Annotated in this window: 14 protein-coding genes; 5 read left to right on the top strand and 9 right to left on the bottom strand. The window is 68.9% G+C overall.

Going from position 1 to position 18,344, the window contains the following annotated elements:
- Window positions 1-116 precede the first annotated feature (116 nt).
- From FM105_RS10915 to FM105_RS10900, 4 genes are all read left to right on the top strand, one after another.
- The gene (locus FM105_RS10915) at window positions 117-1,907 is read left to right on the top strand and encodes a sensor histidine kinase (RefSeq protein ID WP_179207165.1); all 1,791 of its coding nucleotides are present in this window, start codon (window positions 117-119) and stop codon (window positions 1,905-1,907) included.
- Window positions 1,900-2,850: a response regulator transcription factor gene (locus FM105_RS10910; RefSeq protein ID WP_306298587.1), complete on the top strand. Its 951-nt coding sequence runs from the start codon at window positions 1,900-1,902 to the stop codon at window positions 2,848-2,850. The genes FM105_RS10915 and FM105_RS10910 overlap by 8 nt, the downstream gene beginning before the upstream one ends.
- Window positions 2,851-3,013: 163 nt before the next feature.
- On the top strand, window positions 3,014-4,030 hold the full coding sequence (locus FM105_RS10905; RefSeq protein ID WP_087008428.1) for an ABC transporter ATP-binding protein: 1,017 nt from the start codon (window positions 3,014-3,016) through the stop codon (window positions 4,028-4,030).
- On the top strand, window positions 4,027-6,675 hold the full coding sequence (locus tag FM105_RS10900) for an FtsX-like permease family protein (protein WP_087008091.1): 2,649 nt from the start codon (window positions 4,027-4,029) through the stop codon (window positions 6,673-6,675). The genes FM105_RS10905 and FM105_RS10900 overlap by 4 nt, the downstream gene beginning before the upstream one ends.
- A gap of 232 nt (window positions 6,676-6,907) precedes the next feature.
- On the opposite strand, the gene FM105_RS10895 is transcribed toward FM105_RS10900, so the two are convergent.
- Window positions 6,908-7,630, bottom strand: coding sequence for an enoyl-CoA hydratase/isomerase family protein (locus FM105_RS10895; RefSeq protein WP_087008089.1), 723 nt, complete (start codon window positions 7,628-7,630; stop codon window positions 6,908-6,910).
- 134 nt (window positions 7,631-7,764) lie between these two features.
- Window positions 7,765-9,324 carry an HNH endonuclease signature motif containing protein gene (locus FM105_RS10890; RefSeq protein WP_087008087.1) on the bottom strand — a complete coding sequence of 520 codons (1,560 nt, stop codon included), beginning with the start codon at window positions 9,322-9,324 and terminating at the stop codon, window positions 7,765-7,767.
- 407 nt (window positions 9,325-9,731) lie between these two features.
- Between FM105_RS10890 and FM105_RS14565 the strand changes: the two genes are divergently transcribed.
- Window positions 9,732-9,905 (top strand): hypothetical protein, encoded by a 174-nt coding sequence (locus FM105_RS14565; RefSeq protein WP_179207164.1) that lies wholly within the window; start codon window positions 9,732-9,734, stop codon window positions 9,903-9,905.
- A gap of 15 nt (window positions 9,906-9,920) precedes the next feature.
- On the opposite strand, the gene FM105_RS10885 is transcribed toward FM105_RS14565, so the two are convergent.
- From FM105_RS10885 to FM105_RS10855, 7 genes are all read right to left on the bottom strand, one after another.
- Window positions 9,921-11,714 carry a sodium:solute symporter family protein gene (locus FM105_RS10885; RefSeq protein WP_087008086.1) on the bottom strand — a complete coding sequence of 598 codons (1,794 nt, stop codon included), beginning with the start codon at window positions 11,712-11,714 and terminating at the stop codon, window positions 9,921-9,923.
- Complete coding sequence (locus FM105_RS10880; RefSeq protein WP_087008084.1) at window positions 11,711-12,418, bottom strand: OsmC family protein; 708 nt, start codon at window positions 12,416-12,418, stop codon at window positions 11,711-11,713. Before FM105_RS10880 ends, FM105_RS10885 begins: the two co-directional genes overlap by 4 nt.
- A gap of 367 nt (window positions 12,419-12,785) precedes the next feature.
- Window positions 12,786-14,090 (bottom strand): GNAT family N-acetyltransferase, encoded by a 1,305-nt coding sequence (locus tag FM105_RS10875; protein WP_087008082.1) that lies wholly within the window; start codon window positions 14,088-14,090, stop codon window positions 12,786-12,788.
- A gap of 199 nt (window positions 14,091-14,289) precedes the next feature.
- Complete coding sequence (locus tag FM105_RS10870) at window positions 14,290-14,640, bottom strand: hypothetical protein (protein ID WP_087008080.1); 351 nt, start codon at window positions 14,638-14,640, stop codon at window positions 14,290-14,292.
- Between the two features lie 221 nt (window positions 14,641-14,861).
- Window positions 14,862-15,935 (bottom strand): ketol-acid reductoisomerase, encoded by a 1,074-nt coding sequence (gene ilvC, locus FM105_RS10865; protein ID WP_143275873.1) that lies wholly within the window; start codon window positions 15,933-15,935, stop codon window positions 14,862-14,864.
- 73 nt (window positions 15,936-16,008) lie between these two features.
- On the bottom strand, window positions 16,009-16,515 hold the full coding sequence (gene ilvN, locus FM105_RS10860; RefSeq protein ID WP_087008077.1) for an acetolactate synthase small subunit: 507 nt from the start codon (window positions 16,513-16,515) through the stop codon (window positions 16,009-16,011).
- Window positions 16,512-18,272, bottom strand: coding sequence for an acetolactate synthase large subunit (locus FM105_RS10855; protein ID WP_373404781.1), 1,761 nt, complete (start codon window positions 18,270-18,272; stop codon window positions 16,512-16,514). Before FM105_RS10855 ends, ilvN begins: the two co-directional genes overlap by 4 nt.
- Window positions 18,273-18,344 lie beyond the last annotated feature (72 nt).

Raw genomic sequence — 18,344 nt, 5'->3', positions numbered from 1 at the left:
GAACGTGATGAGCTGGAACGTGAACAGCAGGACTGTGACCAGCCCAGCCCACCCCCTGCCGAGGATCATCCCTGAGGACGATGTCCGACCGCTCCCCCACCGCTAGCGTGGCACGCATGTCCTTCTCCTCCACCGCCTCTCGCGCCCGATCCGTCCTCCGCGCTCATCCGTGGATCACCGACGGTCTGCTGTGGGCGGCGCCGGTGGCCTGGTTGAGTGTGAGCTCTGTTCAGGGCCGCGTGTGGGTCGATACGACGAGCACCACGCCGCAGTGGGTGCACTTCGCGGTCGCTCTGCTCATGACGGCGCCGCTCGCGCTGCGGCGACGGGCTCCGCTCGTGAGCTCAGTCCTCATCGCGACCGGCTGCGCGCTCTCATTGCTGACCGGGGCCGGTCCGTCCATGGCGGTCATCGCGGTGCCCCTCACGGTCTTCTCCTCTGCCAAGTGGGGGTCGCGGACGGACTCGCGGATCGTGCTCGGGCTGGGTCTGGTCGGTTCCCTCGCCATGGGCCTCTGGGCGTATATGGCTGCTCTGCAGAGTTCGATGGGACCCGGTGGCCGACCGATCGACGGCAGTGAGTACTCCGCGCTGAGCGCGCTGATCATCCTGTGCGCGGCGATCGTGCTCTCCGCGTGGCTCCTGGGGATACTCGCCCACCGCCGGCGCACCGCCGTCGAGGACATCCGCGAGCGCAACCGCCTCCTGGAGAAGGAGCGGGAGTCGGAATCTCGACTGGCCGCGGACGCCGAGCGCATGCGGATCGCCCGGGAGATGCACGACATCATCGCCCACTCGCTGTCGGTCGTCATCGCGCAGGCGGACGGGGGCCGCTATGCGGCGAAGAGCAATCCGGCCGCCGCCGAGGACGCGCTCACGACCATCGCGGCGACCGGACGCGACGCCCTCGCGCAGACGCGGAATCTGCTGGGCGTCCTCCGGACCGATTCGCTCACGGATGCGGCGACCTCGCCGATGCCGGGGCTGGCGGCCGTCCCCTCCCTTGTCGACGACCTGCGGGCCACCGGACTCGCTGTGAGCATCGACGGCTTCGACGCTCCAGAGAAGGTGGGGCACCTGTCGGAGGGCGCGGGACTCGCGGTCTATCGGATCGTGCAGGAGGCGCTCACGAATGTCCTCAAGCACGCGGGGTCGGGGGCTCGGGCGCAGGTGGCGCTCTCGACGACGGACCAGGGACTCATCGTCCGCGTCAGCGACGACGGCGGCCCGGTGCGCTCGCACGCTGGCCGCGCGGGTGCTGCTGAGGCAGGAGTTTCTGAGGCAGGAGTTTCTGGGGCAGGAGTTTCTGGGGCAGGAGTGTCTGGGGCAGGAGTGTCTGGGGCAGGAGTGTCTGGGGCGGGCGTTTCTGAGGCGGGTGCTGCTGGGGCTGGAATATCTGCAGCTGGAGCGTCCGGGAAGGACACCTCCGTGCTGGGGGGAGCCGGCAGCGGGATCATCGGAATGCGCGAGCGCGCCACGCTGTACGGCGGGTCACTCGAAGCGGGACCCCGTCGCGGAGGCGAACGCGGGTTCACGGTGACAGCCCGGTTCCCGTCCGCGGGCCGCCCGGCGTCGGAGCCCACAGCAGGCGGTCGTCCTGCAGGCAGTTCCCCAGCAGCCGGTCCTCCAGCATCCGATCCGCCAGAAGCCAGGCCTCCAGAAGCCACGCCCCCAGCACAGACTGCTCTCGCACCCTCCGCGACCGAGGCGCCGGAGGCGAGCGCGGACCCGGCTCCTGCTGGAGCGACGAACAACGGAGGGGCGAGCGCTGAACTGGCGAGCGCTGGGGTGCCGAGCGCTGGGGTGCCGAGCGCTGAACAGGCGAGCGCGGGGATGACTGCCGAGGACCCTCGTGCAGACAAACCGCATGCTGAGGAATACCAGCAGAGGAGCGCACACCATGACTGACCCGATGGCCTCCTCAGCAGATGGGACAAAGGCTCCACGCGACGTGCCTATCCATGGAGAGTCCCCCGACGCCGCTCCCGAAACCACTCCCAGCGACTCCTCCGCACCCATCCGTGTGGTGCTGGTCGACGATCAGGCGCTCGTGCGCGCGGGGTTCTCGATGGTCATCGACTCGCAGGACGACCTGGAGGTCGTGGGGCAGGCCGGCGACGGCGAGGAGGCGGTCGCGATCATCGCCCGCGTCCAGCCGGACGTCGTGCTCATGGACGTGCGCATGCCGCGGCTGAACGGGATCCAGGCGACGGGTCGGGTCCTCGCCCTCGCCGATGAGGGAGCGATCCGCGCACCGCGGATCATCGTCCTCACCACGTTCGACGAGGACGAGTACGCACTCGCGGCGCTGCGCGGCGGGGCATCCGGGTTCCTGCTCAAGGACGTCCTGCCGGAGATCCTGCTGGACTCGATCCGCACGGTCGTCAGGGGAGGTGCTGTGATCGCGCCGACGACGACCCGCCGGCTGCTCGACACGCAGCTGTTCCAGGCCACTCAGGGAGTCGGCGCTGACGACGCACACGCGGCGACCTCGGCGGCTGTGCCCTCAGACGCTGCGACCGCAGCCGGTGCGCCCGCAGCTGCTGCGACCTCGGCGGCTTCATCCTCACCCGCGGCACCCACGTCCACCCCACCCAGCGCCCCGCCGGCCCCACCCGCACTCGACCCTGAACGGGCCCGGATGCTCGCCTCGCTCACGCCGCGCGAGCGAGAGGTGCTCGCACTCGTGGGGCAGGGCATGAGCAACGCTGAGATCGTCGACTCCCTGGTCCTCGCCGAACCCACCGTGAAGACCCACGTGGGGCGCATCCTCATGAAGCTGGAGGCGAGGGACCGCGTCCAGGCCGTCGTCTTCGCCTACGACGCCGGGATCGTCACGCCCGGGCACTAACCCACTCCCCTGCAGCAGGTCGTGCTAGCAGCACGTCGCCCGCCGAGTAGTACTCCGGTATGACGCGGATCGTGCATCGTCGCACCGCACCGTGCTCCGCGCCACATCCAGGACCATCCTCCAGTCCGATGTGCGCACGGCCGTCGGCGACGAGGCTGGAGTCATGCACACACCACAGCAGCCACCTGCACGAACATCCACTCACGCAGCATCCGCCGCTCCGGCCACCGCGTCGGCCTTCCCAACGTCCCAGGCACCGACCCACACACCGACCACAACCACCGCCCCAGAAGTCGCCCCTTCCTCCGCGCCCACCGCCGCACCTGCCATCCGTGCGATCGGCCTCGTGAAGACGTACGGCGAAGGTGACGCGCGCGTCCGGCCGCTGGACGGGCTCACGCTCGACATCGCTGCGGGGAGCTTCACCGCGATCATGGGGCCCTCCGGCTCCGGCAAGTCCACCCTGCTGAACATGCTCGCCGGCCTCGACGTCCCCGATGCGGGTGATGTCATCCTGGCCGGCACGCCGATCACCGGCCTGAAGGACTCCCAGCTCACGGCCCTGCGACGCGACCGGATCGGGTTCGTCTTCCAGGCATTCAACCTCGTGCCCGCGATGACGGCGGAGGAGAACATCCTCCTGCCCTCCCAGCTGGCCGGGCGGAAGGTTGACCGTCGGTTCTTCCACCGGATCGTCGACCTCCTGGGGCTCACGGACCGCCTGCGGCATCGTCCGCACGAGCTGTCCGGCGGCCAGCAGCAGCGCGTGGCCGTCGCTCGTGCGCTCGTCACGAGCCCCGAGGTCATCGTCGCCGACGAGCCCACCGGCAACCTCGACTCCGCGAGCGGTGCGGAGGTGCTGGGGCTGCTCCGGGCCTCAGTCGACGAGTTCGGCCAGACCGTCGTCATGGTGACCCATGACCCGCAGGCCGCCGCGCGGGCGGATCGCGTCGTCATGCTGGCCGACGGTCGGCTGGCCGGCGAGCTCCGGTCCCCCACCGCCGAGGCCGTCGCCACCGCACTCGCCCACATCACCACCCAGCCCGGCACCACCAAGGCAAGCACCACCCAGACAAGCTCTACTCAGCCCAGCGCCACCCAGGTCAGCCCTACTCAGCCCAGCGCCACCCAGCCCAGCCCTACCCAGCCCAGCCCCACTCAGGCCGGTGGTGCACGATGATCCGCATCGCATTGTCGAACCTCCGCAGCGCGTCGGGCAGGCTCGTCGCGGCCGGCATCGCGGTCGCGGTGTCCGTCGCGTTCATGGTCGCCGCGCTGCTCTTCGCACAGGGCTTCGGCGATACGCTCGCGAACCAGGTCAGATCGTCCTGGGCCGGGGCGGATGTCGCAATCCTCGCCGACGAGCGTGAGGATCCGGCGGATGCGGCCGAGGTCCTCACCGACGACCTCCTCGACGAGGTCGCAGCGGTCGACGGCGTCGAAGCCGCTCACATCGAGGAGACCGGCTACCTCATGGCGAGCGCGGGCACCTCGAGCGTCTCCGCGGCTGTCACGGGACTGCCGACGAACGGCCAGGATCCCGTTGACGGGACGCTGCCGGCAGCCGCCGACGAGCTCGCCCTCAACGAGACGGACGCAGAGGCGCTCGGGGTCACAGTCGGCGATACCGTGACGCTCGAGGCGTACGCGGCCACCCCGGGGACGGAGGAGACCGACTACACGGTCTCCGGCCTGCTGCCGGATTCCTCATCCCTCCAGCTGACCCTCCACCTCACCGATGACGGCCTCGAGGGCGCTCCGGCAGAGATCATTCCCGCCGCGATCCGTGTGAGCGCCGCGGACGGCACGGACCCGGCGACGCTGTCGACGGCGATCGACGAGGCGATCGGTGAGAGAGAGTCAGGCAGCGGGGCAGGGTCGGCCGGCGAGGCAGAGTCGGCCGGCGAGGCAGAGTCGGCTGGCGAGGCACCTGTCGACGTGTCCACCGTCGAGGAGGTCGTCGAGCAGCAGATCCAGGACCTGTCCGGATCGACGAACATGCTCGCGACCGTGGGGATCGCGTTCGGGCTGCTGTCCGTCGGCGTTGCGTCCCTCGTCATCTCGAACACGTTCCAGGTGCTCGTCGCCTCCCGTGCCCGCGTGCTCGCCCTCTACCGAGCGGTGGGAGCCACGGCGCGACAGCTGCGCGGCGCGACCCTGCTCGAGGGGCTCGTCCTGGGAGTCGTCGGCGCGGCGGCGGGCGTGGTGCTGGGACTGCTGATCGGCTGGGGACTGTCAGGGCTGGTCCGCGCACTGTGGATGCCCGACTTCGCGCAGATCTCCCCCACCCCGGCGGCACTGCTCGTGGGTCCGCTCGTCGGCATCGCCGTCACGGTGCTCGCGGGGATGGTCCCGGCGTTCCGGGCGGGAAGCGTCTCCCCCATCGAAGCGCTGCGTCCCGCCGATGTCCGCCCTGCTCAGGCACGTTTCCCCTGGGTCCGCATGATCATCGGCGGACTGCTGGGGGCGGGCGGGCTCGCGCTCTGCCTCCTCGCGGTATCCACCCAGTCCGTACTGATCGGCATCGTGGGTTGCTTCACGCTCTTCATCGCTGTGCTCGTCGCGGCGCGCGTCTTCGTGCCGCCGCTCATCGGCGTCATGGGCCGCGCGCTGTCCGCTCTCACCGGTCGGTCGCCGTCCATCCTGCTGGCGGGCCGGTCCGCGAGCTCCGCGCCCGGGCGCACCTCGTCGACGACTGCGGCGCTGCTCATCGGTGTCACCCTCGTGTCCGCCGTGCTCGTGGGCGCGGCGAGCCTCCAGCGCACGATCGAGCTGTCGACGGCGGAGGACACTCCGGTCGACCTGGTGGTGGACGGGTCCGGCGACCAGGTCGCGGCGGCGCTCGACGAGTCCACTGTCGTCGAGGAGCGCGCGGTCGTCCCCGCGGTCCGTGCAGAGGTGACGGTCACGGATACGCCGGCCGGGGCCTCGGGCTCGGATTCCGACGCCGAGGCGGCGGGAGCCCTGACAGGTGACCTCACCATCGCGAGTGCGCAGGACGCCGAGGACTCCGTGCTTCGGAGCGACGGCTTCGAGGTCGAGCCGGGGACGGTTCGCCTGGCGCCGGGTGAGCTCGGGGGCGACGGTGCGACGGCCGACTACGAGGGACTCGAGACGACGATCGCCGTGGGCGGCGAGACCTTCACGCTCACCGTGGATCCGACGCTGGACGTGCCCGCCGGCACGGCGCTCGTGAGTGGCGCGGACGCGGAACGGATCGCGGAGGCGGCTGATCCAGCGAGTTCAGCTGAGGCAGCTGACGCCGCGACTGCAGCTGAGACGGCCGAGCAGACGTGGGTGCGGCTCGCGGATGATGCGACGATCGCGCAGATCGAGTCGCTGACCTCGCAGCTGTCGGCGCTGGACGTCACGGCGGACGCGGATCCGTCGCTCATGCGCGCTCAGTACGCGGACATCTTCCAGGTCGCGATCACCGTGGTCCTGGGGCTGCTCGCCGCGGCCGTCGTCATCGCCGTCATCGGGGTGAGCAACACGCTCACGCTGTCGGTCATCGACCGGAGGAGGGAAGGTGCGCTGCTGCGTGCGCTCGGTTTCAGCCGTGGCGCGCTGGGCCGGATGATCACGGTCGAGTCGCTGCTCATGACGGTGATCGCGCTGGTCGTCGGCGTGGGTCTGGGGACGTTCTTCGGGTGGGTGGGCACGGCCTCGCTCATCGGGGAGACGATCGATCCCACCCTGAGCGTGCCGCCTCTGCCCCTGGCACTCATCGGGGTCGCGGCGGTCGCCGCTGCGGTCCTCGCGTCCGCGCTGCCGGCACGGACGATGTCCCGCGTGGTGCCTGCGGAGGGCATGAGCGAGGAGTGACGGGAGTCGGAGAGGTGGGAGGACGCGTGCATGAGCGCCTGCGGTCCCACCTCTCCAGCTCCGGGCACGTCTGCCGACTCCCCGGTTCCAGACACGTGTGTCGACCATGAGAACGTCGACCGCGCCCGGGTCGATGATCGTGCCCGGGTCGACGATCGTGCCCGGGTCTCCTCAGTACGTCCCCTCGCCGTCTGCGGCCTCTCGATTCGTCGCGTCTGCCTGCTGCGGCCCCTCAATTCGTCGCGTCTGCCTTCCGCGCGAAGGCGAGCGCGAACTCCTTCCTACTGTCGGCGAGGGCGACCTGCTCGTGGGTGTTGCGCCATGTGCGGATGAGGCGCTTCTGCTGGGCGATAACCGCACGGTCGGATTCCATTGTGTCGCGCAGGTAGCTCAACGCTGTCTCACGGACCTCGGCGGGCTCGACCAGCGCATTGAGGAAGCCGCAGCGGTCCATGTCCTGCGCGGAGAACCTGTTGGCGGTCAGGATGAGCTCCGTCGCCTTCGTCCATCCCATAAGTCTCCAGAGGTTCGCTGCGTCGAGGACGGAGGGGATGCCGATGCGCACCTCCGGCATCGAGTACCACGAATCCGTGGCGGCGACGCGGTAATCCGCGGCCGCAGCGATCTCGAGCGCTCCGCCGATGCAGTACCCGTGGATGGCTGCGGCGACGGGCAGGTCGCAGTTCTTCACCGCTTCGCACACCTCGCCGAGGTGGCTGATCGTGGCGTATGCGCGTTCCGAGTCCTGGTGCTCGAACTGGGCGGTGTCCATTCCGGCGGAGAACCCCCGATCCCCTGCGGAGGTGAGGAGGATCGCTCGCAGCGACTCGTCTGCGGACGCGATGGTGAACGCGTCGATCAGCTGCGTGAGCATCTCCGCGTTGAGGCTGTTCGCCCTCCGCTCGTTGTCGATCGCGATCGTGAGGATGCCGGCGTCGCGGGTCTGAGTGATCACAGAGGGTCCTTCCGGATGGTGTGGTGGCATGAGCCCACCGTCGGGCGTGGGTCCACGACCACACTGGCACAGCACCATGCACTTCGCACCGCATCATGCGGACGGGTCCGGGCCTGGTCGCTCAGACTCCCAGTTCAGAAGGGTGGAGGAACATCACCTGGTTCATTCACCTCCTCTGGCTCATCCGACTCGGCTGGCTCATCAGAATCGTCTGACTCAACCGCGCGGGTCAGAAGAGTTCCCGCTTCAACGGTTCGATCGCTCACAGCCACCGGAGGTGCCGTCCGCATCGCGCGCACCCCCATGGGCAGCACCCAGCACGCCTCATTCGGACCGAGCTTCTCGAGCCGAATCACGCCCTCCGTCTTGAGACCGTGGTGATGCTTGCACATCGGGTGCAGGTTCTCCATGACAGTCAGCCCGCCAGTGGCAGGGTCCATCTTCGAGAACCGGCAGCAGTGCTCCATCTCGCACCACTGCGCCGGCTGACTGCATCCGGGAACGGTGCAGGTCCGCCACTTCTGTCGGACCGTGCGCCGCATCGCCGCAGTCGGCTCGTACGTGTGCGCGACGTGATCGGTCACGATGCTCGTCGCCGGATCCGTGAGAACCCGGAACCAGGACGTCGCATGCGCGGCCGCCTCACGGCACTGCTCGGCAGCGAGCGGCACATCGCCGTTGACCATGCCCGGGCTGTCATCCAGCGACAGCACCGTGGTGATCGGAACCGTGATGGTGACCGCAGCCTGTTTCCGCAGCCAATCACCATCGGTCGGGCAGAACACATCGATCAGTTCTTCCTGCTCTGCACCGTCCTGTGGCGAAGCACTCCCCTGTCCCGCTTCGGAACCCGGACTCTTCACTCGCACCTGCGTGTGCAGACGCGACGAGGCCAGCAGATCGAACATCAGCTGCGCGACGGTCCGCTCGTCGACAGTGCCGAGTTCGACACGGCTCGGGTCAACAGCCCGCCCGAACGAGTCCGACTCCATCGACTCGAGCTGATTGCGACGTATCGATCGCGCCATCGCACATAGACGCTGATACAGCCCTTCGACCACGAGGATCGGCCCGTGCAGCTCCAAGCGCGCAGTGCCGTCATCGAACCGCTCGTAGCGCACGCAGCGCTGCTTGCGCGGCGCCTCAGGATCAGCCGGCACGGGCGCGAGCGAACGGATGTGCCGGCGTGCGAGCTTCTCGAACTGATCCAACGACAGCTGCGGACTCAGCTCCGCGAGGAAACCGTCCAGCTTCCTCACCTCATCCACTGGGAGCAGTGAATCATCGATACGACGATGGAGCCGCTCAACCCGTTCGAACCTCACGCGACCAGTCGCCGCTGATTCGAGCAGGCCGTGCAGACCGATGAACGCGACGACCGCGCTCGCCGCGGCACGGCGGGCGAAGTCCAAGCGAGTGTTCAGCTTCGCCGCGACGAGGATCGCATCGGCCGGATCGAGCAGTGCCCGAGCCCGCGTCGACAAGCGATCGTCCTCGAAGACCTCGACGCCCGAACCCGAGGCCGAGGCGGCCGACGAACCGGACGCGGAGGCTGCCGACGAACCATCGTCTCGGCCTGCAGTGCCCCTGGCCGGAGTCGCCAGGAAGTCGCTCAGCTCAACGTCCCCATCCCTGCGCGCGAGGACACGTGCGAGCACGAACGCCCCCAGCCGAGCGGTTTCAGCCGCCCGCATCCGGTCCGCGGCGCGAGAGCTCTCCGCCCACTCCTCCAGCAGTGCGAACGATGAGACAGCCTCGCGTTCGCCTGACGACGGTTCCTTGGCGGATCCACCCGTAGTCGCATGCGAGGGACTCCGATCACCGCACACATCCAGAGCGTCGAACTCACCACGAGCGACCCGAGCGATCGCCGTACGGACGTTTTCAACAGTCCACGGCTGCACCGCCGGGTCCGGTGGCTCCGGTCCAGCATCGCTGCTGGGAGCCGACTCAGTCCTATCAGTCACGTCCCACACCTCCTCCCGTGTCGAACATGTGACCTATCGGTCACATCGAAAGGGCATCTTTACCCATCGATGTTCTACACAGTATTCGGAGGCACAGACATAACTCCGCGAAGCACGAGATCGAGGTGGTTCGGGTGCGTCGACTCGAGCAGAATGAACCGGCCGGCCACCAGACCGGCAGAGGTCATAGCAACAACCGCAACCTCGGCCGTGGCTACGGCTACGGCTACGGCTACGGCTACGGCTACGGCTACGGTCTCAGCAACGACCTCGGCCTCGGGCCCGGAAACGGTCCAAGTCCCGACTGAAGTCTGGGTCCCGCCCTAGGCCTCCGGCCGCGCGGCCGCAGTCGCGCTCTCACGAGCCTGGGTCTCGGACCCGGCTGCGACCTCGGCATCGGGAACCGCACCCGCCGCCTCACTCGCACGGGCACCTTCTCCAGCCATCTCACCCACGCTGGCACTCGCACCCGCACCGGCCCTCTCACCAGCGCCGGCACTCTCCGCAGCCTCGGCCGTCTCACCAGCCCCAGCGCCGCCACCAACCGGCACCGTCACCAGCAGCACCACCGTGAACAGCGCCGCCACGACGAGGAACAGCGCCAGCCCCGTGAGCCCGTACCCGGCTGCCCACTCCCAGTTGGCGACCAGCAGCACCCCGAGGACGACCGCCGCACCCGCGGCAGCTCCCCCGCGCGCACGCCGCCGCGCATCGCCGGTCAGCCGCCAGCCTCCCCCGAGCAGGCTCACCGACACCAGCGCGACCATGTTCACGATCATGCCGACCCACACGGGGTGGGTGCCCAGGTAGAACTCCGTGGCGCTGAAGCCGGACAGCGCGTACCATCCGAACCCGGCGCTGAACCCGCCCAGCAGCGATGCCATCGCCCCGGACCGCGTGGCCACCGGCCAGAAGAACGCCGCGAGCACCGGCGCGAAGGTCGCACCGTTGCGCAGGGTCCAGGCCATGATGTTCCACCACGCCGATTCCTCGGCCCGCAGGATGCTGAACCCGATCATCACGACCGTGAGGACCACGAGCGCCACGCGGGTGTACCGGACCAGCTGCTCCTGGCTCGCCCGCGGACGCAGCGCACCGCCCAGGTCGCGCCCCAGCGACGTCGCCCCGGAGAACTGGCACGGACCCGCCCAGCCCAGCGCGCACGCCCACATGCCCAGGAAGAACACGGCCGCGGCCCACGGCGGCACGGTCTGGGTGATGTACTCGGAGATCGCGATGAGCGGCAGGCCGTCCCCGGGCATGACGCTCGCGGCACCGATCCCGACGACCACGCCCAGGATGATGAGCGGCGCACCGATCACCGCGGCGAGGAACAGGCCGCGCTGGCCGTCCTCCGGGGTACGGGCGGACATCGACATCTGGAACGCGGCCTGCGCGAGCGGCACGTTCACGATGAAGGTTCCGAACCAGGCGACGATGAGCGACACCCCGGCGCTCGCGGGCGCGGTCATCTGTGGGTTGGCTGCCGTGAACTCCCTCATCCCGTCGATTCCGGGCGACACCATCAGCGCCCACACGCCCACCACGAACATCGCACCGATCACGATCACGTTCATCGTCTGGCTGAAGGCGACCGACCGCATCCCGCCGAACACCAGGAACGCGAAGAGCACCACGGCTGTCAGCGCGATCGACTGCCACAGCGACACGTCCGTGATGACGGTGAGTGCGGATGCGAAGGCGATCGCCGTCGCGAGCGAGTACATGGGGAACGTGAAGCCCGTGATGACAGCGCTCACCCCCTGCGCCGCGCGGCCGAACCGGTCGCCGATGATCCCCGTGACCGTCACGACCAGCTTCCGGCGCAGCGGCTTCACGAGCAGCAGCGCGATGAGGATGATCTGGACCGTCTCTGCGACGCCGTACCAGATCGCGGAGACACCGGTCCGATAGCTCAGCTCCACGATCGCGATGTACGACGACCCGGAGAACAGGCCGGTGATGCAGAACGCCACCGTCCACGGGCTGAACGACCGGCCGCTGACGAAGAAGTTCGCACCCTTCTCCTGCCGCGCGACGACCCACCGGCCGCCGACCACCAGCCACACGGTGTAAGCAAGGGCCAGACCCAGCGTCCACAGCCCCACAGTCGTCATGCGCGGGCTCCTGCTCCATCGGCGTTCACCACGGTGAGGAACGGGCGAGGGTCCGTGACGCCCTGCGTCGAGTAGCCCCACGCGGAGTTGCTGAGCGCCTCCGCCGCGCGGTCAGACGCCTCCTCCGTGAAGGACCACACCACCTCGAGCCCTGTGCGCGCATCGCGCAGCAGGTTGATCGCGGGGCAGATGTGCTCGGCGTTCGCGGCGAAGCCGATGAGCTCCACCTCGTCGCGCTGCTCGGTCGCCACGACGATCTGCAGCCGGTAGGAATAGAAGTAGGGCTGGACGTCGGCGGAGCCGCCGAGCCCCCTCGTGTCCTGCTTGGCGAGCGTGTAGGTCTGCACCGCGGACACGGGGAGCCCCCGCCGCTCCGCGAGCTGGTCGATGACCACCGTGATGCAGCTGTTCACCGCGCCGGCGAGGTACTCCATCGGCGTCGGTCCCTGGTCACGGCCGCCGATCTTCGCCGGCTCGTCGGACACGAACGTGAAGTCCCGGATCCGGACCTCGGTCTGCTGCGAACCGGTACCGACCCCCGCTGCGCGCAGCGTCTTCGCGTGCGCGGGCGAGGTCGCCTCGCGGAAGCGCGGGTTCGCGGAACGACCCGCGGCCGAGGCGGCAGAGGCACTCGCTGCCGAGGCTGCGGAGGGATTCGCGGACGGAGCACCGGACGAGGTCGCGGAGGGCGTGGGTGTCGACATGGAACCGAGGCTAGGGGGTGACGTGACCGCGTTCGTAAACTCGTGTCACATTCGTTCACGGACCGACACAGATCACACCCGAGTCAGGTCACACCCGAGTCAGCCTCGGCGGCGTCGGCACCTGCGTTCGCACGCCGCCGGGTTCGGCACGAGCCCGTCGGTGATCGCGACGGGCACGGGCGTGCGGCAGACCTCGGGCTCCCGTGACACCGGTGCGGAGCAGTCCGGAGTCGTGGGCCCGCCGGACCGGCGCACGCACGAACTGACGCGGGAGGTGTCCTCCCGCTGCAGGAGCGGCCACGCCCGGATGCAGCGGGCGCTTGCGACGAACGATTCGAGAAGAGGAGAGCGTCCCATGACGATCGCCTCAGAAGTCGTTCGGCGCGTACGGTGCGCGCTCGAGCGAGAAGAGGGCCCGCGCTCTGATCGCGGCGTCCTCCGATCGTTTGGAGATCCGCCCCGCCCTGCTCAGCACGACGGGATCGGCACCGCCCAGGTACAGCGACCCCAGCTCCGGAACGCCGAGGCTCAGATCCGCCGCCCTGCCCTCCGCGGAGTCCGAAGACTCTGCGAGGCGCTCCACCGTACCGTTCGCCCCGTCGGAGGTGAGCCGGAAGACGCCCTCCGCATAGTCCATGTCATCGTGGACGGCGAGCGTGATCGACCCCGCCACGGAGTACGGCCTGGCCTCCAGCGACTTCTTGACGTCGAGGATCCGCAGCCACATGCCATCGCTCTGAGCCTGCACCCGCACGCGCCGCGGATCGGTCAGCAGCCACGGCAGCGGCGACTGCTGCGAGGCGTATCCGAACTGCACGCGTTCCACGAGGTCGACCGCGCCGAGGAACGCCCACAGGGAGGAGTACGCCGCATCGCTCGCCGCGATGAGGTCGAGCACTTCGAGCGTCGCGGGCTTCACGTCCCAGCCGGCGAACCGGTAGCTCACATACCCGTCGGGCCTGCCGTCCTCGTCGTAGTGGAGCGCCGCGCGCGTCGCGAGGTCCTCCTCATCCGTCGACAGATTCAGGTCACCGGACGCGACGTCGACGTACACGCGCTGCCTGCCGGTGGCGCCGGGCGTCATCTGCTGGAAGCGGTCGTAGAGCTCCGGGCCCAGCTCACGCAGCACGTGCGGGTCGACCATCTCGACCCGACGATCCGGCTCCACCGCCATCTGGAAACCTGCACGGGTGTCGACTTCCACCTCGTTGTACCAGGTGGCAGCGCCGAAGCCGAAGCGCCGGTAGATGCTGCCCTCTGTCACGGTCAGCGCGGCGAACGGGTACCCGTTCTCTGCGGCACGGGCCAGGTTCCCCGTCATCATGCTGCGCAGCAGCCCGCGCCGACGATGTGTGGGCCGCACGGTCACCCACGTGATGAGGTGGGCGGGGATCAGTCGTCCTCCGCCCACGTTCACGGTCTTCTCGAAGTGGGCGAACGTCGCCACGGGGATCTCCGGCGGCAATGCCAGCTGCGGTGCGTTGTCCGCGTACACGGATGTGAACACCCGCTCGTCCGCCATCGCCCGTTCTGTCCTGCGGAGGAGCTTCTTCCCCTCGACGCGCTTGTCGTGGAACCCCGCGCGCACTGCCTGCATGTACGCCGTCGTACGCGCATCAGGTGCGCCGTTCTCCAGGGCCGGTTCAAATGTCTCGAAGCGGTATTCGGTCACGCTTCAACCCTATAGCACTCGACTCCCACCGCTGGGGGGTCTGGCTCTGGGATCGTCCGGGCGCCTGCTTCGGGATCGCTCCGGCATCCGGCTCGAGATCGTCCGGGCACCCGGCTCGAGATCGTTCGGGCATCCGGCTCGAGATCGTCCGGGCACCCGGCTCAAGATCGTTCGGGCATCCGGCTCGGGCCGCGAGCGTCTAGCGCGCCGCGCGGTCCTCACGCCTGCGCCGCCGCATCCAGCGAGGCGCCCACGGAGCGGGGAGCGGCACTCCCAGTGTCCCCAGGAAGCCCACCAGCAGCAGGACGAAGAGTACGACGGCGAGCGGATCGAACACCTCCCCCGGCAACGGGACACCCAGCGCAGTCAGCATCGACTGAGCTGCCACGAGCAGGCCGAGAACGGCGAACGACGGGATGAGGTAGAGGAAGACGCGGGAGGTCCATGTGCCGTACCAGCTCTCCCCCACCCAGTAAGCCGGGTAGAACCAGGACCACCACACGGCAGCGACCGCAGCACAGACGCCGATCGCACCGGGCACGGCTTCCACTCGGACCTCCTCTGCTCGCCCGTCTACCACTCCACCCTCGACGATCGACGATCCTCCGCGACGATCTTCCGCGACGCCCCCCAGAGGATCCCACAGACAAGTGGGGCGGGGAGAGGGCTGCTGCCCTCTCCCCGCCCCACTTGTCAGCCGACTGCGCTCCTGCGGACCGTCGTCAGCACGACGACCTGTTCAGCGCTGAGAACCGCTCAGCGCCTCAGCGATCAGCGTGCTGCGGTGCCCTCGACGTAGTCGTCGTCCGAGTCCTTGAGCCATGCGAACATCTGGCGCAGCTCACGGCCGGTCGCCTCGATCGGGTGCTTCTCCTCCTTGGCGCGCAGCTCCTTGAACTCCGGAGCGCCGGCGGCCTGGTCATCCATGAAGCGCTTCGCGAACGCACCGTTCTGGATGTCGTCCAGGACGGCCTTCATGTTCTCCTTGACCTCCGGCGTGATCACGCGGGGGCCGGAGACATAGTCGCCGTACTCGGCCGTGTCGGAGCAGGACCAACGCTGCTTCGCGATGCCGCCCTCCACCATGAGGTCGACGATCAGCTTGAGCTCGTGCAGGACCTCGAAGTACGCGATCTCCGGCTGGTAGCCGGCCTCCGTCAGGACCTCGAAGCCGTACTGGACGAGGTGCGAGGCACCGCCGCACAGGACCGTCTGCTCACCGAACAGGTCGGTCTCGGTCTCCTCCGTGAAGGTCGTCTTGATGCCGCCGGCGCGCAGGCCGCCGATCGCCTTCGCGTAGGCCAGAGCCGTGGCCCACGCCGAACCGGATGCGTCCACCTCGACTGCGACGAGCACCGGCACACCGCGGCCGTCGACGTACTCACGACGCACGACGTGGCCCGGGCCCTTGGGCGCGACCATGACGACGTCCACGCCTTCCGGCGCCTGGATGTAGTCGTAGCGGATGTTGAAGCCGTGGATGAAGACGAGCGTCTTGCCCTCGGCCAGGTTGTCCTTGACGGACTCGTTGAAGATCTGCGCCTGGACCTGGTCCGGAGCGGCGATCGTGATGACGTCGGCCCATGCGGCGACCTCGGCCGGCGTGCCGACCGTCAGGCCCTCTGCCTCAGCCTTGTCGCGGCTCGTCGAGCCCTCCTTGAGGCCGATGCGGACCTCGACGCCGGAATCGCGCAGGCTCAGCGAGTGAGCGTGGCCCTGCGAGCCGTAGCCGATGACGGCGACCTTCTTGCCCTGGAGGACGGACAGGTCTGCGTCATCGTCGTAGAAGCGCTCTGCTGCCATGGGATTTCTCCTTCTCGAAAGGTGGGATGCGGATGCCCGCATCCCAGCGTAGTACGGGCCGAAGCGACCCGGAACTCTGTCTCAGATGTGTGGTTCAGCGCCCGGATGCTGTGATTCAGCGCCCAGCGCGGTCGGTCATCGACTTCGAGCCGCGACCGATCGCGAGCGTCCCGGACTGGACGATCTCCTTGATGCCGAACGGCTCGAGCACCCGGTGGAGCGCATCGACCTTGTCCTGCTCGCCGGTCGCCTCGACGCTCACCGCGTCGACGGCGACATCGACGATGCGGGCGTCGAACATCTCCACGACGGCCTGGACCTGCACCCGGACCGCGGCATCGGCCCGGACCTTGAAGATCATGTGGGCGCGGCGGACCGAGGTCTCCGGTTCCAGCTCCACGATCTTGATGACGTTGATCAGCTTGTTGAGCTGCTTCGTCACCTGTTCCAGCGGTGTGTCCTCGACATCCACGACGACTGTGATCCGCGACAGCCCCTCGAGCTCCGTGGTGCCCACGGCGAGCGAGTGGATGTTGAACCCGCGGCGGGCGATGAGGCCGGTGAAGCGCGTCAGCACACCGGGCTTGTCCTCGACGAGGACGGACAGCGTATGGCGGCTCATGCCTCTTCACCTTCCTCGGATTCGCCGGAGAAGTCCGGGCGGATGTCACGGGCGTACTGGATGTGGTCGTTGCTCACGCCGGCGGCCACCATCGGCCACACCATCGCGTCCGCGGGGACGACGAAGTCGATGACGACCGGACGGTCGTTGATGTCCAGCGCGCGCTGGACCGCCTCGTCGACCTCCTCGTTGCGGGTGACGCGGATGCCCTCGCAGCCGTACGCCTCCGCGAGCTTGACGAAGTCCGGCACCCGCACGGACTCGTGGCCCGTGTTGAGGTCGGAGTGCGAGTAGCGGCCGTCGTAGAACAGCGTCTGCCACTGGCGGACCATGCCCAGCGACGAGTTGTTGATGATAGCGACCTTGATCGGGATCTTGTTGATGACGCAGGTCGCGAGCTCCTGGTTGGTCATCTGGAAGCATCCGTCGCCGTCGATCGCCCAGACCTGGCGGTCCGGCTCGCCGACCTTCGCACCCATCGCGGCGGGCACGGAGTAGCCCATGGTGCCCAGACCGCCGGAGTTCAGCCATGCCTTCGGACGCTCGTACTCCACGAACTGCGCGGCCCACATCTGGTGCTGGCCGACGCCCGCGGCGTAGACGCCCTCGGGGCCGGTGAGCGCGGAGATCCGCTGGATGACGTACTGCGGATCGCACAGTCCGTCGTCGTTCTTCTCGAAGCCCAGTGGGAAGCTCTGCTTCCACCCATTGACCAGGCCCCACCAGGAGGGCCTCTCCGCGGCCAGAGCCGCAGAGTGGTTCGTCCGCAGCTCGGTCAGCAGGGCATCGAGCACCTCCGCGGCATCGCCCACGATCGGCACGTCCGCGATGCGGTTCTTGCCGATCTCTGCGGGGTCGATGTCGGCATGGATGACCCGGGCTCCGGGCGCGAAGCTCTCGAGCTCACCGGTGACCCGGTCGTCGAAGCGGGAGCCGATCGCGATGAGCAGGTCGGACTTCTGGATGGCGGCGACCGCCGGGACCGTCCCGTGCATGCCGGGCATGCCCAGGTGCTGCGGGTGGGAGTCCGGGAACGCGCCGCGGGCCATGAGGGTCGTGGTGACTGGGATGTTCGTCGCCTCGGCGAGCGCGAGGAGCTCCTTGTGGGCGCCCGAGCGGATCACGCCACCGCCCACGTAGAAGACCGGACGCTCGGCCTCCGCCATGAGCACTGCCGCTTCGCGGATCTGCTTGGCGTGCGGGCGGTTCACCGGACGGTAGCCCGGCAGGTCGAGCTCGTCGTCCCAGCGGAACTCGAGCTCCGCCTGCTGGGCGTCCTTCGTGACGTCGACCAGGACCGGTCCGGGGCGACCGGTGCTCGCGATGTGGTGCGCGGAGCGGATCACCTGCGGGATGTCCTGGGCGTTGGTCACGAGGAACGAGTGCTTCGTGACGGGCATCGTCATGCCCACGATGTCCGCCTCCTGGAAGGCGTCGGTGCCCAGCAGCTTGGACGACTGCTGGCCCGTGATCGCGAGCAGCGGGACGGAGTCCATGTGCGCGTCCGCGATCGGGGTGACGAGGTTCGTCGCGCCCGGACCGGAGGTTGCCATGCAGACGCCCACGCGGCCGGTCGCCGCCGCGTAACCGGTCGCCGCGTGTCCGGCGCCCTGCTCGTGGCGGACCAGCACGTGGTTGATCTGCTCCGAGTCGAGCAGCGGATCGTATGTGGGGAGGATCGTGCCGCCGGGGAGGCCGAAGACGGTGTCGACGCCCAGCTGCTCGAGAGTGCGGATGATCGCCTGAGCGCCGGTCATCACCTCCGGCTGCGAGCGCGAGCCGCGGACTGCGGCACCGCCCGGAGCGGGCACGGGACTGGGAGTGGGGGT

Origin of the sequence: Brevibacterium yomogidense (genome assembly GCF_900163715.1) — a bacterium.
Lineage (GTDB): Bacteria > Actinomycetota > Actinomycetes > Actinomycetales > Brevibacteriaceae > Brevibacterium > Brevibacterium yomogidense_A.
The sequence above is the reverse complement of the archived record's forward strand: the minus strand, read 5'-3'. Positions and strand labels throughout refer to the sequence as shown.